General features: G+C 67.5%; 16 protein-coding genes and 2 pseudogenes. 8 read left to right on the top strand and 10 right to left on the bottom strand.

Features of this window, described 5'->3' with window-relative positions; all coding sequences use genetic code 11:
- Nucleotides 1-22 precede the first annotated feature (22 nt).
- Nucleotides 23-3,283, top strand: coding sequence for a family 78 glycoside hydrolase catalytic domain (locus ACFU8W_RS21175; RefSeq protein ID WP_384039316.1), 3,261 nt, complete (start codon nt 23-25; stop codon nt 3,281-3,283).
- 167 nt (nt 3,284-3,450) lie between these two features.
- On the opposite strand, the gene ACFU8W_RS21180 is transcribed toward ACFU8W_RS21175, so the two are convergent.
- The 7 genes from ACFU8W_RS21180 to ACFU8W_RS21210 all read right to left on the bottom strand — a co-directional run bounded on the left by ACFU8W_RS21180 (nt 3,451) and on the right by ACFU8W_RS21210 (nt 9,435).
- A complete protein-coding gene (locus ACFU8W_RS21180) occupies nt 3,451-3,975 on the bottom strand; it encodes a nucleoside deaminase (RefSeq protein WP_384039319.1) in 525 nt (174 codons plus the stop codon).
- A gap of 184 nt (nt 3,976-4,159) precedes the next feature.
- Complete coding sequence (locus ACFU8W_RS21185) at nt 4,160-4,552, bottom strand: hypothetical protein (protein WP_384039322.1); 393 nt, start codon at nt 4,550-4,552, stop codon at nt 4,160-4,162.
- Nucleotides 4,504-5,124 carry a hypothetical protein gene (locus ACFU8W_RS21190; RefSeq protein WP_384039325.1) on the bottom strand — a complete coding sequence of 207 codons (621 nt, stop codon included), beginning with the start codon at nt 5,122-5,124 and terminating at the stop codon, nt 4,504-4,506. Before ACFU8W_RS21190 ends, ACFU8W_RS21185 begins: the two co-directional genes overlap by 49 nt.
- 145 nt (nt 5,125-5,269) lie before the next feature.
- A complete protein-coding gene (locus ACFU8W_RS21195; protein WP_384039328.1) occupies nt 5,270-6,424 on the bottom strand; it encodes an aromatic acid exporter family protein in 1,155 nt (384 codons plus the stop codon).
- Nucleotides 6,425-6,603: 179 nt separating this feature from the next.
- Nucleotides 6,604-7,020 (bottom strand): SsgA family sporulation/cell division regulator, encoded by a 417-nt coding sequence (locus tag ACFU8W_RS21200; RefSeq protein ID WP_384039331.1) that lies wholly within the window; start codon nt 7,018-7,020, stop codon nt 6,604-6,606.
- 84 nt (nt 7,021-7,104) lie between these two features.
- Nucleotides 7,105-7,536, bottom strand: a complete 432-nt coding sequence (locus ACFU8W_RS21205; protein WP_384039334.1) for a hypothetical protein — start codon at nt 7,534-7,536, stop codon at nt 7,105-7,107.
- 1,185 nt (nt 7,537-8,721) lie between these two features.
- On the bottom strand, nt 8,722-9,435 hold the full coding sequence (locus ACFU8W_RS21210) for a hypothetical protein (protein WP_384039337.1): 714 nt from the start codon (nt 9,433-9,435) through the stop codon (nt 8,722-8,724).
- 539 nt (nt 9,436-9,974) lie between these two features.
- Between ACFU8W_RS21210 and ACFU8W_RS21215 the strand changes: the two are divergent.
- Nucleotides 9,975-10,750, top strand: a pseudogene (locus tag ACFU8W_RS21215) (IS5 family transposase).
- A 287-nt stretch (nt 10,751-11,037) separates the two neighbouring features.
- Complete coding sequence (locus tag ACFU8W_RS21220; protein WP_384039340.1) at nt 11,038-12,498, top strand: IS1380 family transposase; 1,461 nt, start codon at nt 11,038-11,040, stop codon at nt 12,496-12,498.
- Nucleotides 12,499-12,859: 361 nt separating this feature from the next.
- Here ACFU8W_RS21220 and ACFU8W_RS21225 read toward each other — a convergent pair whose 3' ends face one another.
- Both ACFU8W_RS21225 and ACFU8W_RS21230 read right to left on the bottom strand, forming a co-directional pair.
- Entirely contained in the window at nt 12,860-14,155 is a 1,296-nt protein-coding gene (locus tag ACFU8W_RS21225) for a PIG-L family deacetylase (RefSeq protein WP_384039343.1), read from the bottom strand.
- 606 nt (nt 14,156-14,761) lie between these two features.
- Nucleotides 14,762-16,045: a DUF6056 family protein gene (locus ACFU8W_RS21230; RefSeq protein WP_384039346.1), complete on the bottom strand. Its 1,284-nt coding sequence runs from the start codon at nt 16,043-16,045 to the stop codon at nt 14,762-14,764.
- Nucleotides 16,046-16,808: 763 nt separating this feature from the next.
- Here ACFU8W_RS21230 and ACFU8W_RS21235 point away from each other — a divergent pair.
- The 3 genes and pseudogenes from ACFU8W_RS21235 to ACFU8W_RS21245 all read left to right on the top strand — a co-directional run.
- Nucleotides 16,809-18,224, top strand: a complete 1,416-nt coding sequence (locus ACFU8W_RS21235; RefSeq protein ID WP_384039414.1) for a glycosyltransferase — start codon at nt 16,809-16,811, stop codon at nt 18,222-18,224.
- 60 nt (nt 18,225-18,284) lie between these two features.
- Nucleotides 18,285-19,784, top strand: coding sequence for a DUF6056 family protein (locus tag ACFU8W_RS21240; protein ID WP_384039349.1), 1,500 nt, complete (start codon nt 18,285-18,287; stop codon nt 19,782-19,784).
- A gap of 39 nt (nt 19,785-19,823) precedes the next feature.
- Nucleotides 19,824-20,033 (top strand): annotated as a pseudogene (locus tag ACFU8W_RS21245) (saccharopine dehydrogenase); the annotation flags it as partial.
- A gap of 107 nt (nt 20,034-20,140) precedes the next feature.
- On the opposite strand, the gene ACFU8W_RS21250 reads toward ACFU8W_RS21245, so the two are convergent.
- Nucleotides 20,141-21,061, bottom strand: a complete 921-nt coding sequence (locus tag ACFU8W_RS21250) for a LysR substrate-binding domain-containing protein (RefSeq protein ID WP_384039416.1) — start codon at nt 21,059-21,061, stop codon at nt 20,141-20,143.
- Nucleotides 21,062-21,176: 115 nt separating this feature from the next.
- Between ACFU8W_RS21250 and ACFU8W_RS21255 the strand changes: the two genes are divergently transcribed.
- Nucleotides 21,177-22,298, top strand: a complete 1,122-nt coding sequence (locus ACFU8W_RS21255; RefSeq protein WP_384039352.1) for a diaminopropionate ammonia-lyase — start codon at nt 21,177-21,179, stop codon at nt 22,296-22,298.
- A gap of 22 nt (nt 22,299-22,320) precedes the next feature.
- Entirely contained in the window at nt 22,321-22,827 is a 507-nt protein-coding gene (locus ACFU8W_RS21260; RefSeq protein WP_384039355.1) for a hypothetical protein, read from the top strand.
- Nucleotides 22,828-22,869 lie beyond the last annotated feature (42 nt).

Consider the following 22,869-nt stretch of genomic DNA (forward strand, 5'->3'; position numbering starts at 1 on the left):
CGACGTACCCGTGGAGTTCCGCATGTCTCGCACATCTCGCACACCCCGCACGTCAAGACGATCCCTCGTGCTCGCCTCCGCGCTGACCGCCCTGGTCACCACGGCGCCCTTCGCCCCGCCCGCCGCGGCCTCCCCGCTGCAGGGCACGGTCACCGCCGAGCAGCTGCGCACCCAGCACCTCAGCAACGCCCTCGGCATCGACGACACCACCCCCGACCTGAGCTGGCGGCTCATCTCCAGCGGCCGCGACACGGCCCAGACCGCCTACCGCATCCAGGCCGCCACCACCCGCGACCGGCTGATGTCGGCACGGCCCGACCTGTGGGACTCCGGCAAGGTCGAGTCGTCCGTCCCGCAGGCCACCTACGCCGGCCGCGCGCCCGGCTCCCGGGCCCGCGTCTACTGGAGGGTCCAGCTCTGGTCCCGCGGCGGCTCACGCCCCGGCAACTGGAGCAGCCCCGTCGTCTTCGAGACCGGCCTGACCCGCGCCTCCGACTGGTCCGCGGACTGGATCACCCATGACGACTGGCAGCTGAGCAAGCACACCGTCGAACCGGTCACCGTCAAGGTGCCCCGGACCACCGCCCGGTACGTCCGTCTCGACGTCACCGAGCTGGGCCTGCCCCTCGCCGACGACTTCCCCGTCCTCGCCCACCGGCTCCAGCTCGCCGAGATCGAGGTGCGCGACAGCGACGACCCCGGCACCGACCTCGCCCAGGGTGCCACGGTCACCGCCTCCGAGTCGGACACCGAACGCAAAGTGTGGGAGCCCAAACTCGCCACCGACGCCGTCACCAACAGCGCCTGGAACCAGGCAGCCGGCTACTCCAGCCTGCCGCACACCGGCTCCGACGTCTCCGACGCTCCCGTCACCGTCACCCTCGATCTGAAGGTGACCAAGACCTTCGACCAGGTCGTGCTGTACCCGAGGGCCGACGTCCTCACCGACGACGGGCAGGTGCCCGGCTTCCCCGTCGACTACACGCTGTCCACCTCCGACGAGCCCGGCAGCTCGTACACCCGGGCGGCACAGGTCACCGGCCAGAAGCCGCCCAAGCCCTACCTGCCCTCCGCACTGCCGCTGTTCGCGAAGGACTTCACCCTCCCGAGGAACATCCGGTCGGCCCGCCTCTACATCGCCGGACTCGGCGTGTACGACGCCAGTGTCAACGGCGCACCGGTAGGCGACGCCGTCCTGGAACCCGCCAACACCGACTTCGCCGACCGAGTCCAGTACGCCACCTACGACGTGACGAACCGGCTGCGCAGCGGCGACAACACGCTGGCGGTCGAGCTGGGCAACGGCATCTCCAACCAGCTCAGCACCGCCGACCGGTACCGCAAGCTGTACGGCAACCGGAGCGACCCCAAGCTGATCGCCCAGCTGGAGGTGACCCTCGCCGACGGCACCGTGCGCCGCATCGCCACCGGCGACGACTGGCGCACTACCCTCGGCGCCACCACCTCCTCCAACTGGTACGGCGGCGAGGACTACGACGCCCGGCGCGAGATCCGTGGCTGGAACGAGCCCCGGGGCGACCGTTCCCACTGGGACCGGGCCGTCACCCTCGGCGCCGACTCGGCCCCGGCCGCCCTGAGTGCTCGTGAGACGGAACCCGTCCGGGTCGTCGAGACACTCAGCGGCAAGGAGGTCGACGGGGCCGCCGAAGGCAGCCGGATCTTCGACCTCGGCCGTAATATCGCCGGCTGGCCGGAGATCACCGTCTCCGCCCCCGAAGGCACCACCATCCGCGCCTACCCGGCCGAGAGCCTCAAGGGCGGGCACGCCTACCAGTCCATCAGCAACGTCGGCGGCCCGCTGTGGGACAGCTACACCACCGGCAACGACAAGCAGTCCGAGACCTGGCACCCCAAATTCAGCTACCACGGTTTCCGTTACATCGAGATCAAGGGCCTGCCCAAGGATGCCGCCGTCTCGGTGAACGGCAAGGTGCTGCGGGCCGACAACGACTCCGCCGGCTCCTTCTCCAGCTCCGACGACCTGATCAACGGCATCCACTCGCTCATCCGGCGCTCCGTCGAGGGCAACATGATGAGCATCCTCACCGACTGTCCCAGCCGTGAGAAGCTCGGCTGGCTGGAGCAGGACCAGCTGGTCTTCCCCACCCTCGCCGCCAATTACGACATGCGCGCCTACCTCCGCAAGATCGTGCGGGACATGGCCGACGCGCAGACCAGTGAGGGCCTGATCCCCTCCACCGTCCCCGACTACGTCACACTGGCGGGCACATACCGCAACGACGCCAACTGGGGCGGCGCGTTCGTTCTCGTGCCCTGGCAGCTGTACACCACTTACGGCGACCAGGAGACGATGCGCGCGTACTACCCCCACATGAAGAAGTACGTGACGTTCCTGGAGCAGAAGGTCTCGGGCGGCATCCTCGACTACTCCCTCGGCGACTGGTTCACCCCGGACAAAACCTTCCCCAAGGCGGTGTCGGGAACGTACGGCTACTGGCACATCGTCGACACCCTGGCCGACATGGCGAAGGTGTTGGGAGAGGACGAGGACGCGGCCACCTACCGCGCCAAGGCCGACGCGAGCGCCAAGGCCCTGTCGGACAAGTACTACGACCAGCAGGGCGGCACCTTCGCCGGCGGCGGCCAGGGCGCGGAGGCCCTCGCCCTGGACATGGGCGCCTACCCGGAGGGCGAACGCGACCGTCTCCTGGACCACTTCACGGCGTCCGTCGAGGCAGCCGACTACCATCTGCTGCTCGGTGAGATATCCCTGCCTGCCGCGTTCCGTGTCCTGTCCGGTGCGGGCCGGGACGACATCGTCCACCGGATCGCCACGCAGACCACCAGCCCCAGCTACGGCTACCAGGTCCTGGCGGGCAACACCGCGCTCGGCGAGTCCTGGGACGGCGGCTCGGGCCAGTCGCAGAACCACTTCATGCTCGGCGCCATCGACTCCTGGTTCACCACCCGCCTGGCGGGCCTCGACCAGGCACCGGGATCGGTCGGTTACCGCGTGCTGCGGATCGCCCCGGCCGTCGTCGGTGACCTGACCTCGGCACGCGCCACCTACACCACGCCGTACGGCGAGGCGGCCAGCCAGTGGCAGCGCGACGAGGACAGGCTCTCCCTCACCGTGCGCGTTCCGGCCGGCACCACGGCCACCGTCGAGGTTCCGTCCACCTCGGGCCAGGTCACCGCCCCCGACGGCGCCCGGCCGGCCGGCCACCGGGACGGAGTGCAGATCTACCAGGTGGGATCGGGCACCTGGACCTTCACGTCGAGCTTCACCCCCGGGACGTGACCGCAGCCCTCTTGCAGGGCCGCGAAAACGTGACGGAGGATTGAGATCCTCCCCGGCCTGCGGTTATCCGCCGGGGAGGATCTCAACGTTCGGCGGTAGCAGGGTTTTCGAGGCGGCGCCACATCACCACGCTGCCTGGCCACATCCGCGACCCAACCGCAGCGCAGTCACATGATCGTCCGGAGAGTTCCCTCAGGGCTGTTCGGCAGGTGGAAGGTGCGGTGCATCTCCTGCAGACGGCCGGCGAGAGCAGGAACAGGGCCCTGGACCACGATCCCGGGCACTACGTCCTGGACCGCCAGGGAACGCACCGGTGATGACGGTACGCCGAGCTCGGTCAGCCACTGCGTCAACTGGGCCGCGGAGTGCGCATAGACGATGCGGCCGAGGCCGGCCCAGCCGTGTGCGGCCGAGCACATGGGGCAGTGCTCGCCGGAGGTGAAGACGGTGGCCGCGGCCCGCTGGCGCGCCGGGAGGTGCACGGCGGCCCAGCGGGCCAGTTCGAACTCCGGATGCCGGGTGCTGTCGCCGAGACTGTGCACGCGGTTGCGGTCTTCGGCGAGAATCTGGCCATCGGCACTCACCAGGACGGAGCCGAACGGCTCGTCCCCGGCCTGCAGTGCCTCGGCCGCCAGCTGTACGGCCCGCTCCAGGTGCTGGTGTTCCACGTCGGTCAGTTCGGCAGATGACAAGACTCGCTCCTCACGTGTACAGGATCATCCTCGCCGTCGGGGGCAGATCCCATGGAACCCACCGTGCCAGGCCGTGGCTTGTGGCGTCCAAGAGATGTCGGCCATCCCGGCCATCGGCGGCGCCTATTGCCACGTTTGATCGAAGTCTGCAGCCGTGGTGTTCCACAGGAGCCAACGGTGGCCGTCAGCGGTGTGAACGCCCCTCGTGCTCCGAGACCCAGTGGTGAGCTCCATGGTGGTCCCGCATCCATTCGATCTGGTCACTGACCCAGCGTCGACGGCTGTCGTCGTCGCTCGGCCGGTGGCTGACCCCGTCGTGGCTCCGCATCCATTCGATCTGGTCACTGACCCAGCGTCCACGGCCGTCGTCGTAGCTGTCCCGGCCCTCGACCCAGCTGCCGTGCCGAACCTCGTCATGAGTGTCGACGAGCCGCACAGGGTGGGATACGACGGCTGCCCGGCCGTCGGTCGGGAGGGCCGTTGCCGAGGCGGGGCCACCCGTCGCGAGGAGTCCGGCCGCTGCGACCGTCACAGAAGCGGCCGCGAGAGCAGCGCGCCGCGCAATCCTGAAAGCCATGATGTTTCCTCCTTGCTTACCCCGTGACCTGCACAACAGGCCGGGAGGGCTTGCCTTTGATCAGGCACTGACGACAGTACTCGGAGTTGGTTGAACGATGAACTATTTGCGGAGTGAGGTACGCCATGCCCCGAAAAATCGTTGCCTCGGAATACTTCCGGGAGCCCCCATCGGTCGCCGGCCGCCCCGAGGTTGGGCAGCCGGCAGAGCAGCTTCTTCTTCGCGCCAATGCTGACGACCGACCCGCCGTCGCCTTGGTGCCGCTTGAGCTGCTCGTTGATGGACCGGAACCGGTTGTTGCGGTTCGGGTGCTGCCGGCCCTCCAGGGTCTTGGCTCGGCCTGGAGGCTGCAGTCGTTCCCCTGCGGCAGCCGACCGGCCGTGACCGCCGGGACGGATGACCCCGACGGATCGGTTCCTCGGCGAGGTTGCGTCCCCCGCCCGGCCGTACTCGCTCACCCCAGCGGCACACGTAACGGTTTGTACGCCGCCGTGCCCCGGTTGCCCGCGCTGCCGCCCGCTCAGGAACCGCAGCAGCACAAAACCACCGAGTGTGAGTCCTGTTGGCCGCACACTCCTTCGGAGTCGCCATGTGACTGCGACCGGAAGCGACGGCTTGTTTCCCTACGACTCCAGTGGACGACCACGTGCTGCTTCGGTCCCGAACTGAAAGCTCGGACGAGGGCAAAAGCCGCGTGGGCCGGGTGAAAGTGCCCGGTCAGTGAGTGTCCGCGCGGTCCAGGTCGGCCAGCAGCCTTTCCACGTCTGTCATGAGTGAGCCGTAGACATGCCAGGCACCCGGCTCGGTGAGGGTGCCCCGGCCGATCATGTCGGTCATGGTGTCGTGCCAGGCCAGCGCGCCGTCGATTGCTCCGCGCAGGCGTTCACGGGGAGATGTGTCCGGTGAGCCGGTCGCCGGGTCGGATTCGACGAATGCCTGGACGGCCGCCCCCGCCAGCTGGAGGGTTTCGGCGTATCGGTCGAGGAACTGGTGCCCCAGGTGGTGATCGGCGTGGTTGTCGTGCGCGTTGTCGGCCAGGGTCCGTGCGATTCCGCGTACCTGGATCGACACGCCGCGCAAGGCCATGAACGTGTCGTTGAAGGTCGTCTCCTTGCGTCGCGTGTGCGCGACGCAGCGCGTGTTCCACCGCAGGCTCTCGTCGGCCTGCCGCACCTGTTCCTCTGCACGAGTGAGGCGTTTGTCCAGGTTGCGCGCCTGGTGCAGCCAGTTGTGGGCCTTCGAGGTGAGCTGTCGCCGGGAGAGGCCGGTACCCATGTCGTGCAGCAGCGTGCCCATGGAGCGGGCGAGGTCGCGTACGGCGGAATCGGACTCGTTCAGGTAGAGCGGAGGCAGGATGAGAGCGTTCACCGCGATGCCCACGGCCGCGCCGGTGAGCGTTTGGAGCGCGGGGGATACGAGACTGCCCATGGGATCGGTTGCGGTGGCGGCCAGTGCGATGACTGCGGTGGAGGCGATCTGGAGACGGTCGTCAGCGGTGCGGCGGGGGCCCGCCAGGACCGCGATGACCGCGATGACTGCTACGGCACCTGCGGTCGGTCCCAGCAGCCGGGCCGTCGCGAGGGCGAGGATCAGCCCGGCAACCCTCGCTACCACACTTTGTGTCGCCTTGGTCACGGACTGGTAGACCGTGGACGCGTTGACCATGAGCAGAGCCGTGGCGACCGCCATGTAGGGCCGGCCCTCGGGTGACCAAGGGGCCACGATGCCCCAGGTGAGCAGTGCTGCGATGAGGGTTTTGGCGCCGTGCACCACGTGGTCGGCCCGTTTGGTACGGAGCCGGCCGGTGAGGCGACGCATCGGCTCTGTCATTGCCACCGGCGTGCGCTCCAGCTGAATGGTTGAATCTTGCACGACATCGATGATGGCATCGTTTGTCCGTTTTGACCTCGTGACGTCGGCCACGGTCACCTGTGGCGCCCCGTGGGTACGCCGTCTTCGCTGCCGTCGCGCCGGCCCGTCACGGTCGGCGTCGGACGGGCGAGGCGGTCAGGCGTGGGTTGAAAGCGGGCCTCCGGGGATCCCGTGACGGTTCAGGGCGCTCCGTCCAGGAATTGGGCGAGGTGGGATTCGAGGTCCAGTGCCTCGGCTTCCCTGCCGGCGGGCACGAGCTCGTATGTGCGGCGCAGCCATCGCTCGACCGCACCGAGTGGGGCTGTGAGGTGGGCGGACCCGTGGGGGGAGGACAGGAGGAGGTGCAGGAGCGCCTCGGGGCCGGTTTCGGCAGGCCAGACCCGCACGTCGCCCTCCCCGCTGAGGGCCCGAGTCCCTGCGGCGAGAAGGTCGCGTGCGAAGACCCACGGGATCGGGCCCTGGAGGCTGTCCTGGAAGAGGAGCTGCACGGCGAGCGGGTCCTGCGATCTGTAGAGCAGGTGGGTCGGCACGAGGATCCGCTCACCCAGAGGGGACGCGAGCTCCATGTGGAGCATGTGTTCTACGCAACTGGTCATGGTTCGACGTGTGGGGGCCGGGGGGCGCCGGGCCCGGGCGCCAGGATCGGTGCCCGGGTCCGGCGCTTGCCGTGGTCCGTGAGGTCAGCGGAAGATGCTGTAGTCGAAGCCGTGCGCGTTGCCGATCACGACGACCCATGTGCCGCGCTCCCACTGGTAGAAGCGGTGGTTGTCGAAGCGGTAGCGGTGACCGTGGTCGTTGCTGTACCAGTACCGGCCCTCGCGCTCCCAGCGGCGGTGACCGTCCCAGCGTCGGTCGCCGTGGTGGTCGTTTCGGTCGCTCCAGCGGTGGCCGTTTCCGTTTCGGCCGCTCCAGCCGTCGCGGTGGCCGTCTCGGTCTCCGTGGTGGTCGCCGTACTGCATGGCGGCCGGGGCGTGGGAGGAGGTCGGCGCGGCATGGCCGGCCGCGGGGTTCGGAGCTGCCGAGGCGGCGCCGGCCGTGGTCAGCAGGGTGCCGACCACGGCGGCGAGAGCGACGGCCGTGGCGGCGGCGCGACGTCCAAAGGTGCGATTCATGATCTTTCTCCTTGTTCCGTGCCGGAGCCCCATGGATGGGGGCCCTGGCGGGTGCCCCAGGGTGGTGGGGCAGGAGCGACGCTACTCCCAAATAAGTTGAACGTTGAACGTTGTCTTCTGTGACATATTTCATCACCTTTAGGGTTATTCGGCTCCGGCTCCGGGGGCGTCGCGGCGAAGCCGAGCGCCGTCGCCTGCGGACCCCTCGCGTCCGCATCGCCCGCGCCCGCAAGCGGGCCGCGGAATAGCCGGCAGCCAGTGTCGTCCTCCCCGCCCTCTGGTTCGGCCGTCCCGAGCGCCGCGCTGCTGCTCACCGCACCCGTGCCGTGCTGCTGCGGGCACGCCACAGGCTGCTTCAGCGTCAGAACTGGCGACAGGACGGCGGAAGGGCCGTTGCCGACTGGAACCCATGGCTTGCTCGATGGACACGGCTTGTCTGAGAGGAGCTCACAGTCATCCCCGGTGGTGAACATCTCGCGCCTGTCGGCGACAGGGCCATGTCGGCGCAGGATCTGCCGGCTGAGGGCCAGGCCATCTGCGAAGAAAACGCCCGCAGTTGCGGACCTTGGCCAGACCGGACCGCCTGGGGGTCTCCTGATCTGAGAAGCCGTCATGGCCGCGGCGGGGCCCTGGCCGGCTTGGCGGACAGCGGCCAACTGTCCGGGTATCCGGTGCAGTACACAGATGCGCCGACCGGGCCCGAGTGGCAGGTCGCAGGCGGGGCCACTTCAGATCGGAGTTGAAGTCGCAATCGAGGTCAGCGGCAGTGTTCTTGCCCTGGGGGCGGCAGCAGCCATGCAGTTGCTGTACGCCGGTGCTGTACAGCAACCTGCCGGCCACCGCCTTCTGGCGCGCGTCTGCTGCGGCTCGCGGTCAGGAGGAGTTCAGGGCTTGCTGCGGCTCTGGGGTCGCATCCGCGGGCGGGGCCGGGCCTCTGAGCTTGGTCAACGCAGGCAGTCGGGACAGCAGGGTGGGGCCATGCGCGTTCGATACTGCCCTGGTCCAGGAGCGAGGCGGTGAATGCGCGTCGTTGCCTCAATCAGCCGGATCGCTCCGACCGGCAGATCGTCCCAGCTTTACCTCCGCTCACTCACGGCTGTAGCAGGCACCGGCTTCTCGATGGTGGACGGCAGCGCCGGCGCGCTGCCGTCCACGTACCACGACAGTGCTCACGTGCGGGAAGCGTTACTTGGCAGGGGCCTGGTAGAGGCCGCGTCCGGCACGATGAGCCCTGGATGTGGCAACGAGCCGGTCGAGTGTGCTGCGCACGGTGTTGATGCTGCCGGCTGTGAGCTCGCGTCCCAGGGCCTTGGTGACGTCGCGCGCCCGGAGGGGCGTGCCGCCGGCCGCGGACACCACTTGCATGACCTGCTCGATGAGACGGCCCCCGTCCTTGGCCTCCACAGGTGCTGCATTCCGGGCGGTCTGTGCCTTCTCGGACTTGGCAGGAGTGGCCTTTTTGGACGGGCGTTCCTTCTTCTGCTGTGCAGGAGCCTTGGGAGCTGCCTTACTGCCCTTGGCAGCAGCAGTCCTGCGGGCCTTGCGAGGGCTGGGGATGGCTACTGCTTCCGGTGTGTCTTCACTTACGGCGGAGGGGCCGGGTTCGTGGTGACCCTCCGGTGTGGCCTTCGATTCCGATGCGGCGTCCGCATCGCTGCCGGCCGACGAAGCAGGCCGGGTGTCGGATTCCCCGTCAACCACAGCGGGTGCCGGCAAGGGGGGTGCGGCGGACAGCGCCTGCAGAGCGGTCAGGGCAGTGCGCACCGAATCCAGGCGCTCGGTGACTGTGACGAGCTCCTTCTCCAGGGCCTGCTTGCGCTCTTCCAGACGCGGAAGTTCCGCCTGCAGGAGAGCTGTTGTGGCTTCGACGCTGCCCGGGGTGCTCGTTGCGGAGGTCATGATGCCGCCTTTCTGTTCCGGCCGCCCGTTGGTGACCGCTGCAGTGCAGCGTAGGGGATGTTGTGTTGTGCCCTGCGTCTGCCTCTGCCTGATTTCCCGGGTCAGTTGAGTTGAACCGTTCCGGGTTCGGTAGGGACTCGATCCTTTGAAAGGATCGAATCATGGCACATCCTTGCCCTTGCCTCCTTCATCGACGGGTACCGTGAGCTTGATTCGCTTCGGCGGAAAGGGGCCGACCTTCGGTGGCCGCGGGGGCGATTCGGAGCGGGAAACCAGGGCGCCTGTGGCTGCAACTGCTCTCCGTCGCCGACCAACTCGTGACCACCGGCCGTCGCCGCGTCCTCCGCCTTGCGGCGTGCTTGCCCTGGACCCACCTGATCACCGACACCCTGCAACGGCTCGAAAGCCTCCCGCACTCAGGCTGACCAGCACCTCCCCGTCCCTTAGAGCTCGTAACAGGATCTTGCTGAAGTGGCCTGGTCGGCCGTGACCGGTGTGACGATTCGACCGTTCGGGAGTGTGTGAGTACTCGCCGGTGGATCGTGGACGACGACTTGTGGTTGCTGATCGAGCCGTTGCTGCCGCCTTGGCCGGAGCGGTCACCGGGGCCGCGGCCGGTTCCGGACCGGCTGTGCCTGCAGGGGATCCTGTACGTGCTCTGCAACGACCTCGCCTGGCAACTGCTCCCGCTGGAGCTGGGGTTCGGCTCCGGACAGACGTGCTGGAGGCGACTGGAGCGGTGGCAGAAGGCCGGCGTCTTCGACCAGCTCCACCGCATCCTGCTCGCCGAGCTCAATGCAGCCGGCCAGCTCGACTGGTCCCGGGCCTGTGTGGATGGCTCCCACATCCGCGCGAAAAAGGGGGCGCCGACACCGGTCCGTCGCCGGTCGACCGGCGGAAGACGGGCAGCAAACACCACCTGATCTGCGACGGACGCGGCACTCCACTCAAGGTCATCACCACTGCAGCGAACGTCAACGACGTCACCCAGACCCTCGCCCTGGTCGACGGCATCCCGCCCGTCGCGGGCAGGCCCGGCCGGCCCCGCCGACGCCCAGCAGCCCTGCTCGGCGACAAGGGCTAAGACTCGAACCCGAACCGCGATGAGCTGCGCAAACGCCGGATCCTGCCCGTCATCTCCCGCAAGGGCTGCCCGAACATCAAAGACATGGGCAAGCTCCGCTACGTCGTCGAGCAGACCTTCGCTCTGCTCCACCAGTTCAAACGACTCGCCGTCCGCTGGGAACGCCGCACCGAACTCCACGACGCCTTCGTCTCCCTCGCCTGCAGCCTCATCTGCTGGCGCCGGCTCTAAGGATTGTCGTACTGGTGATACCTGCATACGTGAATGCGAGCACGGCCCTCAAGGCCTCTCCGGCGGGTTGCGGCACCGGCCATCCGTCCCTGCGTCGCCGGTGGCCCACTCCCGGCAGGTGTCACTCGAATGGAGTAACCAAACGCGCCACCCACATGGGTGAAGATCAACCTCGTGTATTCAGCCGAGAATGCGAACTGACGCCACGACAACAGAAGGGTGCCTCTCACCTGCGATGATCTGGACTGTCTAGATCAAGAGCATCGTTCGGGAGAGGCACCCTCCGGGTGAAAGCTACCAGTTGGGACAGTCGGCTCGTGGTGCGGGCCGACGACAAGAACCTGGTCGGGCACGCGGGGATCGTGCTGCTACGCCGTGTCGCCGACCGGGTCGGCCTGACCGCCGCACTGAGCGCGGTGTTGCCGCAGGGCGCCGGGCCGGGGTGGCGGGACCGGGGTATGGCGCTGGTCCAGCTCGCCTGCGCGATCGCGCTCGGTGTCACGAGCGTTCTGGAAGCCGAGCAACTCCAACACCACTGGCGGACGTTGTTCCCGAAGCCGGTCTCGGACAGCACCCTGCGACGGGTCCTGGAGGCAGTCGACGGCCCGGTGGCGGCGCGTATCGAGCGGGTCCGCGCCGTGACACGACGGGTCGTGTGGACCTGGCTGGCTCTGCGACCTGCCGGTTTCCCCTGGATATCGGTGTGCGGCCGGGAACTCACCGGCTGGTACGTTCTCGACCTGGACGCCACCGTCGTGACCTGTACCAGCAGTAAGGAAGGGGCGGCGGGGACGTTCAAGGGCACCTGGGGGCATCATCCGCTCGGTGCCTGGGTGGCCAACACCCGTGAGTGCGTGGCGATGCTGCTGCGGCCCGGGAACGCGGCCGCCAATGACGTCGCCGACCACAAGACGGTTCTGGCCGCCGCGTTGCGGCAGCTTGCGCTGCCACTGTGGCCGAAGCTGCTGATCAGGATCGACGGCGCGGCCTTCAGCCACGACGTCCTGGACCATCTCCAGCACCTGACCACGAGCCGCAGGAGGGTGCGGTGGGTGACCGGCTGGGCGATCCACACCGCCGACGAGGCGGCGATCGCGCTGCTGCCCGAGGAGGTGTGGACGGCCGCGCTGCGGCAGGACGGCGAGATCCACGAGATCAAAGGCCCCGACGGCAGCATGGTCTCCTACCAGGTCGCCGAGCTCACCGGGGTGCGCGATCTCACCGGCTGGCCCGAGGGGATGCGGCTGATCGTGCGCCGGGTCAAGCCCTCACGGCGGGATCTGAAGAAGCTGACCGCCTTCGAGCAGGCCACCAGTTGGCGCTACCAGATCGTCGCCACGAACATCCCCGCCCACCGCGGGCTGTCCGGTGTCCCCGGCTCCGGGCAGGTGTGGTTCGTCGACGCCCTCTACCGCGACCACGCCGAGGTCGAGGACCGCGTGAAAGCGATCAAACGGGTCGGGCTCGGACTGCTGCCCTCGAAGTCCTGGCAGATCAACGCCGCGTGGGTCCTGGCCGCCACGATCGCCGCCGACCTCGACGCATGGACCCGGCTCCTCCTCCTGCACGACGAACCCGAACTCGCCAGAGCCGAGCCCGAGACGATCCGCAGGAAGCTCTACCACCTGCCCGCCCGCCTCACCACCCACGCCCGCAGACGCACCCTCCACCTCGACCGCGCCTGGTCATGGGTGCCGACGTTCACCACCGCGTGGCAACGGGCCACCCAGCTTCCGGCCCTCACCTGACGGCCGGCCACCACCCGACGAGGACCAGGAAGGAGCAGACCGGCAGGACCCCGGCCCCCGTGGAAGCCGGCGCACCCGCAGCGACAGGTGACGGCCAGTCCTGACACGGCGCGGGACATACCGGGCAACCAAGCCGCTCAGGCCGCCGCCGTCAGCCCTCGGAAGAATCGAGGCCAACAGGGATACCCTCACTCGCTATCACGCACCAACTCGTAAGGGCTGCCCCGACCGGAGGGACGGAACCCAGTGCCCACCTGACTCGAGAACCTGCCTCCACACCCCAACTCCCGACCCAGCAAACGCGAGATGTCCGTCAACAAGCTGACGGACATCTTGCGAAAGATCGAGGTTCGTGATCAAGCTATGCAATGTTTGGGCCATTGTGAGCCGTTCCTGCTGTCCATCGCCAATAGAGCTCCGGCTCAGGCCGTTTGTTGCAGCTGACGAGACCGAGTCGGGGGTGCTGCGCCTTCATTGAATTCCAGTAAGGGGGGAGCGAGCGGTCGTCCTGGTAGAGGCACATGCCTTTCTCTCCCACGATTCGCCATGCCGTGCGCTTCCAGGTGGTGCTATTCCAGGGTTTCTGTGCCCATTTCTGTTCTGGACGTGATGCGTTACACGGTGCCAGGCCGGCGCCGCTGGTCAGTTTGGTGAGGCAATATCCTCTGTAGAGTCGTGTTCTGATCGTTCCGGCGTCTCGGATTTCCCATTTCTGTGCGCTGGTTCCATTGCAGGTGTTGATCCGGACTGCGCCGTACTTCGGTTGCGTGCTCACCGCTTCGAGGCACTGTTCCGGATCCCTGCTGCTGAACTCGGTCGTTCTTCCGATGTCTCCCATGATTTCGCCGAGGCGTGGGTTCCGGTGCTCTTGCTGGTACTGACGGTGAACCCAGTCCGAATCGTCGAGTTGGAGCGGCCCCCTATAGGTGTCAGCCATGGCGCAGCTAATCTTGGAATGGCAATCGGCATGTGCGATGTAGCGCCTGACGGACGCTTCCTTTTCGGCCACTTGTTCAGGGGGCAGGTTGGGTTCAAGTGACGACATGGTGTATCCGAGGTAGGACGCGACGGGGATGCCGGAGAGATATCCGGCTTTTCTGAAGTATCTGGCACCGATGCCGTGGTCGCTGTGGTCGACCTTGCCGCGGAGACCGAAGGCGAAGGAAGCGTTGTCGTAGTCCAGCGTGAGAATGCGTTGCGCTCTTTCCTGCCGGGCGAGGTCGGACAGGGTTTGCAGGAGCTGGTCCTCGGTGTAGCTTTCCATGCTTTGGAACAGCTGAATCCGTTTGCGGGTCGCCAGGAACAGTTTGAGCATGCTCTCACTCCCCTGTCCGTGGGGGAGTCCGTCGTGCAGTCCCAGGAAGAGCAGTTTGACGGGTGATGGGGAACCGCTGCCGAGGCTGAAGGATCTGATGCTGCGTCCGTTGACCCGTGTGCTGTCCTCGGTCCAGCGATCTGGGGCCCCGGCAAGCTCCGCATAGGCCGCGCGCAGCCCGTTCTCTCTTCTTGCGACGTAGTCCCGGGCTGCCTGTGGGCTCTTCCCGTCATCGCCCGCGGTGAGATAGACGGTGGTGACCGCGCATCCCGCACGGATGGTCTTCCTGATCTCCGGGTCGACAAAGTAGAGGTCGTCGTCGGGATGTGCCACACCGATCATGGTGCGTTGGCATCCGTGAGGTTCTTGTGCCGCCTTCGACGTCCGGTGCGACGTGGGGCCCGCGGCCCTGTTTGCGAGAGGAGAATCATTCGAAGAGCACGATGATCCCAGAATTGCGCACATCACCAGCACCGTAGCGGGAATGAGCCGGTGTGCCGAGCGTGTTTTATCGATGTCCTTCGTCCACTCCATTCGACCGTTCCGTCCTTCTCGTCCTTTGGCCCGCATCAGGTCCATGCTCGGGGTGGTCCTGGGCGGATGGTGGTAGCGAGTGTGACAGCTTCGGCGAGGCCCCCTGGGTTTCGCCGAAGCGCACAACTCATAGGGGTACCGGTAGGCGGACTGCGCAAAACGACCGACTCGCCGGGATGACCGAATATCCGGTGAGTGAAGGGGTTCGTCGGAATGACCGCGGGTTGAGCAGTGCCTCAGGTCGTTGTGTGCCGTCCGTCTTCGGATCGCCCCCGGGCGGCGGCTTATTGGTGTGCCGTCGTGTGGCCCGCAGCGAGTGGGAAGAGGCTGCGCCGGGCCTTCGACGAGTTCGGAGCCCGCGCCGGGCTGGTCCGGTCGCGGCGAGTGATCGACTGAGTCTGCACGTGCCTGTGCTCAGGGGAGTCCTGTCGCCAGAACCACGCGTTCCAGACGGTAGTAGTGGGCCACGCATGACGCGGGCCACGGCTTGCGCCCATCGTCACCGAACGGTTCGGTCATTTTGCTGATGGGCAGTCGGGTGTAGGGGAGTACCTTCGCGCCGGTCGCGGCCTGGCTGCGCAACCAGTGATCTTGGTGGTCCCATTTCCGAGCGCGTACCGCCATGTCGGCGTCGAGGTGCACCAGAGAAACCGCAAGCGCGAGGCAGACGAGGGCGTACACGGACGCGGCGGCGGCCTTCGGCAGCCCGGTGGGGCGCCCGCTCTCTCTCCACGCGCGGCCGAGGCGTGTGCCCACGAGGACAAGCAGCAGGATGTAGAGCAGCAGATAGTCGTTCCAGAGTCGTGTGGATGTCATGACGCTCGGCCCGAAGACCGGATAGGCGATGACCGTGCACAGGTAGCCGGATACGAGGAGGGCGCAGACGCCGGTCCCGGCGAGCAGCGTCCCGCATCTCATCGGGGGAAGGCGGCCTTCGTGCTGCCGGGTCAGCAGACCCAGGAGCAGTCCGGCCACGAAGGCCCCCAGGTACTGCCATGTCGTGAGAAGGATGGCCGCGATGTGCGCGAAACCGCGCAGCGAAGCGAGGAGCGATTCGGGAGTGAGCATCGACGCCGCATCGTGACGTTCACGCCGATGTCGTGAGCCCGGAGAACTGAGGAGGATCAGGCTTCCGATGACGATTCCAGTGATCCCGGCGGCGCACCAGCCGCGGAAGAAGGTACGTCGTTCCTGCGGGAAGATCCGGCCGCTGATCAGCAGCAAACAGCTCAGTACAACCACACCGACGACACAGGTCTCCTCCGACAGCGTGCCCAGTAGGAACCCCGCCACGAAGACCGTGAGCAGGGCGAAACCTCTGCCCTGTCGTGATGCGGCCCGCAGGAGAGGAAGGGCCGCTGCGCAGGCGAACACGGGTGGCAGGGTGTGCGAGACGGACGCGGCCGGCCAGTAGAACGTCTTGTAGGTGTTGGGGGACCCGAACAGGAACATCGCCGTCACCATCGATGCCAGCAGGAGGGGGACCCCTCGTGGCACCGTCATCCCTGCCCTGGGCAGAGCGCCGGCGACTGCGGCCCAGAGGAGCCCGAGCATCAGCACACCGCTGATCAGGCCGAACCATTGTTGCCCGGCGACACCGAACCGCGCATAGCACCAGACCAGCACAGCGTTCATGACGCGCCCGTTGTCCAGGTAGTAGAACTTCCCGACGATCGCGGACAGCCCTCCGTCACGCACGACGGGCAGAAAGCACCAGTCATCACCGGATGGACGCACCCAACGGCCGAACCAGGCCGCGGCCGCCAGCAGAGCGATGGGGAGAACGGGGAGCGAACCGATCCACAGAGATCTCCACCACCGAGCTGTCCTGCGGTCCGGGACACCGTCCCTCCGTCCCTCCTGAACGGCTTCACCTGGGGGACGTTCCACGACCGGTGTGCCTTTCGCTGGGGTCCGATACCGCGCCGCGGCCCTCGCGTCCGGGCCCGCCCACCGGGTGACGAGGTATGGACCAGTTCGCTCCGGCGTGTCGCAGCCCTCGGGGCGCCGAACCCGGCAGGGATCGCCGGCCCCCACGGCCCACGCCCCTCGCTGTCCGGCCGGTCACGGCAGTTCACCGACAGCCACCAGGGCAAACGGGGCCGGACAGGCCCGAACCGTTCCGGAAGATGGTCAAGTGCCACACAGTTCAGCAGAACATGAGGGCACGTGCCGTTGATCAGAGCCGAGTCCGCACAACTCTCCGTTCGAAGAACACTGCAACGCAGCAGGGAGTAATCGGGAGCCGGCCGGTCAGGTGCATCGCCAAGGACCGTTCGGGCAGCGGCGCGACGGATGCTTCACCCATTCGGTGCCATCCCGTGGCGTGATTCGGTCGGAGGGCATCGCGTAGAACGATGGGGCCTGCAAAATTCCTTTGACGATGCCTCGGGCCGAGACGCGTCAAGAGGGAACAGACGCATGCTCCGAGATGCCGTTACCACATCTCTCAGGGATCCGAATGACAGAGTGCCAGGTTTCGATCGTAGTTCCCTGTTTCAATGAGGACGAGGTGATCGAGCGATTTCACCGAACACTGGTTGTCGTCCTCGAAACGACCCGACGCAGCTTCGAGGTCTGTTACGTCGACGACGGCAGCCGGGACGCGACCAGGGAGCAGTTACGCGCTCTCGCTGCCGCGGATCCGCGGGTCCGCTACACCTCCTTCAGCCGGAATTTCGGCAAGGAGGCCGCGATGCTTGCGGGTTTGCGTATGTCCCGGGGTGACGCTGTGATTCTCATGGACGCCGACCTTCAGCATCCGCCCTCACTCGTTCCCCGGATACTGGAGCTGCGGCAGCACGGCTACGATCAGGTCGTCGCGCGTCGGGACCGTTCGGGGGATGGCGTGCTGCGCAGCGTCGTCAGCACGGCCTACTACCGTGTGATGGGGCGTTGCATGGATATCGACATCACCGACGGAGAGGGAGACTTCCGGCTGCTGTCCCGTCCTGCCGTCGAAGCGGTGCTCGCCCTGCCCGAAGCCAACCGGTTCTCCAAGGGAATCTTCTCCTGGATCGGCTTCGACACCGTCAGCTTCACCTACCACAACGTCAGCCGCGCCGCCGGCACCTCGAAATGGGGCGGAAGACGCCTGCTCAACTATGGTATCGACGGACTGATCTCCTTCAACAGTCGACCGTTGCGTCTTGCTGTCTACACCGGTCTCACGCTCTTCTCCGCAGCATTGGCGTACGCGCTGTGGATTGTCATCGGCGTTGCCCTGCACGGTGTGCGCGTCCCCGGATTCGCCACCCTGCTGACCGCTGTCGTAGCACTCGGCGGGGTCCAGCTGGCCACGCTCGGAATCATCGGTGAATACGTCGGGCGAATCTACTTCGAAACGAAGCACCGGCCGCTCTACGTGGTGCGCGAGACGGACGTAAGCGTGCGGCAGGAGCGCCAGAACATTGCGGACCTTCATCCTCCCGAAATGCCGTCAGCGACGGATGCGGGAGCCTCCGCGATCGGATCGTCCAAGGGGCGCACCCTGCGCCAGTTCTTCGTCTTCGCGTCGATCGGAATCGTCAATACGGCGGTCTATCTGGGGGTGTACGCCTCCCTGAACCGATGGATCCCCTATCTGATCGCCCACGTCATCGGTTTCGCGGTCAGTATCGTGGGGTCCTTCTTCCTCAATACGTACATCACCTGTCGTACGAAACCGACGTGGCACGGATTCTTCCGGTATCCCGTCTCGAGCCTCGTCAACCTCGTACTCACCGGCGTTCTCCTCTTTGCCGGTGTAAATGCCCTGGGCATGGGTAAGAACGTCGCCGCCGTGGCGGCAGGACTCCTTGCCACCCCGCTCTCGTTCCTGCTCGCCCGATGGGCCATCAACTCCGGCGCTGCTCTCACCCAGCAACGTGTCCGCTGATCGGGAACCCATGTCGGCCGGACCCGAACGGCGCCTCCATCATGAAGGGCACCAGGACACATGACCACAGACGAATCGAAGGCCCCTGACCTCTCCCACCCGGAAGACGGGTCCGGTACCAGGAGCAACAAGTGGCTCGCGTCACGGTGGACGACGGTCTGGACCACCGTTCTCGTACTGCTGCCACTCGGCCTTCTTGGTGCGGCGGTCTGGATCGGCCGCCTGGTCCGCCCAGGAGCGGACGACTGGTGCTTCCTCCCAGTAGTCCGGGACGACGGCGCATCCGGTCTGATCGGCAAGTTCTACTTTCAGGACAACGGACGTGTCGCCAACGCACTGCTCGTCGTCGCCTACGCCGCGTTCGGGGTCCCGGGCCACAGGTGGTTCGCACTGAGCACCGGCATTCTCGTCCTGGGCATTCTCTGGGCAGTGACGGCCTCAGCGCTCCGCAGCACCGGGATGCGTGCGCCCCGAGCGATCCCGCCGCTGGTGGCGGCGCTGATGACAGTGGTCTTCCTTTTCGCCACGCAGAACACCTACAAGACGTTCTACTGGCCGGCCTCCTCGGTCTCGCACACCCTCGCGCCAGTTCTGGCCGCCGGCTCCGTCATCCCGCTGCTACGCGCGCGCACCCGCAAGGGCCGCGTCTTCGCCCTCGGTGCCGCACTCGTGGCCGGAGTGTTCATCGGCACACTGTCGGAGGAGACGGCGGTCGTGGTGTTCGTCGTCCTCGCCCTTGCCTTGCTGACGAGTTACTGGGCCGTGCCGGGCCCCGGCCGGGCTCTGGCCCGCTCGTGGTGCGCCGTCGCCTTCGTCGGTACCGCGATCGGAACCGTCATCCTCTACACGTCGCCCGGCGCGCGCACCAGGCGCGAGCGGTTCGACGCCGATGCCACGTCAATGTTCAGCCCGGACACGCTCATGACATGTCTGCGCGCGTTCATGGACATCCTGGGGACGATCCTTTCGACGTGGCAGTACGCCGGGGCCTTCGCGGCCGGTCTCCTCCTGGGACTGCTGGTGCGCGGAGACGGCCCGCGGACGCAGGGGCTCCTATGGCGGCGGCCTCTCATTCCGGTCGTGGTCGGGGCAGTCGCGTTCCTTCTCTCCGGATATCTCTGCACTGTCGTCGCCCATCCGGCATTCGGCGCGAGCGTGGCCACCGCCTCTCGCACCTGGAACGACTATCTGCTGCTCTACGTCATGCTCCTGGTCACCGTCGGTGCAATGTTGGGCCGCGTCCTGCGCACACGCCAGTGGTTGCCCGGCCTCGCGATGGCGGCCGCGGCAGCGGTCTGCGTCATGGCCTGCGTCGGACTTGCCGTTCCTCTGGCCCACCTGGAGCGGAAGATGGAGGTACGGGCCCAGCACTGGGATCGCCAGGACCGGTGGCTGCACACCCACGCGGCACACGGCGACCAAGTGCTGCCCTACACACCGGTCTCGGTCAGTGGACTGGGCGAACCGTTCGGCCGACACGGTCAGAAGCCGTGGCCGGCCAAGTGCGTTGCCCAGTGGTACCACCTCCAGCGCATCACCTACTCACCCCGGTTTCCCTGAACGCAGCCGGGCCGTCCGATGACGCCCGATGGGCTGAGGGTTGTGCGCTCAGGCGGCACCGAACGGCGCGCTGCGGCGAGAGGCCAGGACATCTACGCTGTCACCGCACCGCTCGCCGTGGAAGCGGATTGCCGCATCCTCACGGGACAGACCAGGACGGTCGGTGTCGCCTCCGCCGGCAAGATCTTCGACGCGCCCGACTTCCTCCGCGCGCTGTCCCCGCACATCTCCCTTGAGCTGCGTCCGTAGCTGGTCACGTGGGAGCGGGGTAGGCCTATGTCCGGCGTCCACCGTCCGTTCGCCTCGTTCCGCGCATGGTTGTGAGGGGCCTTGGGCCAACGATGAGCTGTGCTGCTCTATGCCCGGTCGGAGCGGAGGCTGACCGCGCGCAGGAGGGCGTCGCGGCACGCGAGGACGGCCGGGTGCTGGCTGCGGCCGCGGCGTACGACGGTGAAGACGCGGCGGGTGCGCCGGTCGCGGGGGAGTTGCCGCAGGGTGACGGTCGGGGGTTGTCCGCTCCAGACGAGGTCGGGAAGGAACGCCGCGGCGTGATTCTGCTCGACGAGACGGAGGTGGAGCAGGAGGTCAGTGGTCTCGAACCGTACGTCGGGTTCGAAGCCGGCGTTGCGGCACAGGGTCATGGCCCAATGCCGGGCGGCTGTGCCTTCGGGTTCCATCACCCAGGCGTGGTTGGCGAGTGAGCGCAGCGCCGCCATCGGGCTCTCGGTGTCCAGGCTGTCGGCCGTTTGGGGCAGTGCCAGGTGCAGGGGGTCGCTGAGTAGGTCTTCCTGTTCGAGTTCGGCGGGCCGTGGGTTGGGGTTGCCGGGGTATTCCTCAGCGAGGACCAGGTCGAAGTCGCGGGCTTGCAGGGCGGGAAGGGCCTTTTCCGGTTCCATGTGTGTGACGTGGACGCGCAGGTGCGGGTGCAGGTCGCGCAGCAGGCCGAGCGCCGTCGGGACCAGCGCCAGGGCGGCCGTTTGGAACGAGGCGATGCGCAGGGTGCCGGTGAGATCGGTCAGGGAGGTGGCGATGTCCGCCTCCGCGCGCTCCAGGCGTTCGAGGACCGCTTCGGTGTGGGCGACGAGGATCTCGGCCTGCTCGGTCAGCCGCACCCGCCGCCCGACCGGTTCCAGCAGCGGGACGCCGACTTCGGCTTCCAGTTGCGAGAGCTGCTGGGAGACGGAGGAGGGAGCGTAGGACAGGGCGGCGGCCACGGCCGCGAGCGTGCCGCGGTGCTTGAGTTCGCGCAGCAGGCGCAGCCGGTGCAGGTCGAGCATGGCCGGACCGCTCCCCTCGCCGTCGCCGAGCGACATTAATCGTCGGTTTCTTCGATGAGTATAGGTCGAAAACATTCGCTGGACCGATCGTAGGAGGGCGTCGGACCCTGATCGTGTGTCTGAAAACGCTTCTTCCCCCCGTGCGCTGCGGTGGTCTCTGCGACCCAGCGCCCGTACCTGGCGGTGCGAACCCGCACCCGTCGAGGTGCGGGGCTTCCACGCCGCGCTGCCTGACCACTCACCCACTCCACTAACTGAACTCCCTCCGTTGGCATCGGAGTTGGGGGTCGGCCGGGTCTTCGTCAAGGACGAGTCATGCCGCCTGGGCCTGCCCGCATTCAAGGCTCTGGGCGCGTCCTGGGCGGTCCACCGCACCCTTGCCGAGCGGACCACGAGCGGCAAAGAGCCCGGCCCGGTCACCCTGGTGACTGCCACCGACGGTAATCACGGCCGGGCAGTGGCCCGCATGGCACGCCTCCTTGGGCAGCGCGCCCACGTTTTCGTTCCGCAGGGCGTGCATCCGCGGGCTGTGGCGGCCATCGTCGCCGAGCAGGCGAAGGTCACCGAGGTCTCGGCGCCGTACGACGAGGCCGTGCGCCGTGCGGCCGAGGCAGCTTCCGGGCCGGACGCGGTCCTGGTCCAGGACACGGCCTGGGCGGGCTACGAGCAGATTCCGGGATGGATCGTCGAGGGCTACTCCACCCTCTGCGCCGAGACTGACGAGCAACTGGCGGCCGAAGGGGTCGTCGAGGGGCCTGACCTCGTCTCCATACCCGTGGGTGTGGGGTCACTGGCTCAGGCCGTGGTCACCCACTACCGCAGCCGCCCCTCCGGGTGGGCTCCGGCACTGCTGTCGGTGGAGCCGGAGACCGCGGCCTGCGTCCTCGAAAGTCTCACCGTCGGCGAACCCGTCAGTGTCACCACCGGCGACACCACCATGGCCGGGCTGAACTGCGGCACCCCGTCCAGCATCGCCTGGCCCTACCTGCACAGCGGGCTGGACGCCGCCGTCGCCATCCCCGACGCCGACAGTGCCCGCGCGGCCGCTCACCTCGGGGCTCTCGGTGTCTCCTCGGGTCCCTGCGGGGCCGCGGCGCTCGCCGGTCTCCGTGCGGTGCTCACTGGCGTGGGCGCCGACGAACGCCGTACGGCACTGGGGCTCGACGCGACTTCAGTGGTCGTGCTCTTGAGCACCGAGGGCGCGGCCGCCAACCCGAACTCCACCGCCGATCACTGAATACACCTGAAAGCCCCCTGCGTTGAGCCACCGCACCTTCATCCCCCCGCTGCCGACCGGTTTCGATCAGTTCGGTCAGGAGAAGGCCGGCAGCGTGCTGACCCGCTTCACAGCCGCACTCGGTGTCCTCGGCCCGCTGACCATCGTGCCGGGCCCGGACATGGCGGCGGTGCCCCAGTGTGCCGTCGCGGCCTGTCTCCGCGACGCGCTGCGGACCGTAGGCGGGATAACGGCGGGGCTGCTGGTCCGGGGCGCGCTGACCGTGGGGAGCCCGTGGCGGACCGGCCCGGTCAGCAAGGCCCTCAACCCGAAGAGCACCATCTTCTGCACCGGACTGCTTCCCACGCCGCCCCCGTCTCACCTGTCCGCCGCCCGGGCCATGATGCTCCTCGTCCTCCTCCACACCACCCGCACCCTCCCCCTCGCCTGGCTGGGCAGCTACGTGCTCCTGCTGTCCAAGGCCCGGCACGTCCTCGAAGAGCCGCGGACCCGCCGTGCGCGCTCGGGCGGACCGCGGGCGTCGCGCTGATCGGCTTCGGCCTCGTGGCGCGACCGCAGCCGGCTGAGCCGC

Source organism: Streptomyces sp. NPDC057565 (assembly GCF_042801455.1).
In the GTDB taxonomy this organism is placed as follows: domain Bacteria; phylum Actinomycetota; class Actinomycetes; order Streptomycetales; family Streptomycetaceae; genus Streptomyces; species Streptomyces yanii.

Excerpts from the sequence above, each read along its gene's own strand:
- ACFU8W_RS21175 (WP_384039316.1), top strand. The coding sequence starts at position 23 with ATGTCTCGCACATCTCGCACACCCCGCACGTCAAGACGATCCCTCGTG.
- ACFU8W_RS21185 (WP_384039322.1), bottom strand. The coding sequence starts at position 4,552 with ATGGCTTTCAGGATTGCGCGGCGCGCTGCTCTCGCGGCCGCTTCTGTG.
- ACFU8W_RS21200 (WP_384039331.1), bottom strand. The coding sequence starts at position 7,020 with ATGACCAGTTGCGTAGAACACATGCTCCACATGGAGCTCGCGTCCCCT.
- ACFU8W_RS21205 (WP_384039334.1), bottom strand. The coding sequence starts at position 7,536 with ATGAATCGCACCTTTGGACGTCGCGCCGCCGCCACGGCCGTCGCTCTC.
- ACFU8W_RS21210 (WP_384039337.1), bottom strand. The coding sequence starts at position 9,435 with ATGACCTCCGCAACGAGCACCCCGGGCAGCGTCGAAGCCACAACAGCT.
- ACFU8W_RS21225 (WP_384039343.1), bottom strand. The coding sequence starts at position 14,155 with ATGATCGGTGTGGCACATCCCGACGACGACCTCTACTTTGTCGACCCG.
- ACFU8W_RS21235 (WP_384039414.1), top strand. The coding sequence starts at position 16,809 with ATGACAGAGTGCCAGGTTTCGATCGTAGTTCCCTGTTTCAATGAGGAC.
- ACFU8W_RS21240 (WP_384039349.1), top strand. The coding sequence starts at position 18,285 with ATGACCACAGACGAATCGAAGGCCCCTGACCTCTCCCACCCGGAAGAC.
- ACFU8W_RS21250 (WP_384039416.1), bottom strand. The coding sequence starts at position 21,061 with ATGCTCGACCTGCACCGGCTGCGCCTGCTGCGCGAACTCAAGCACCGC.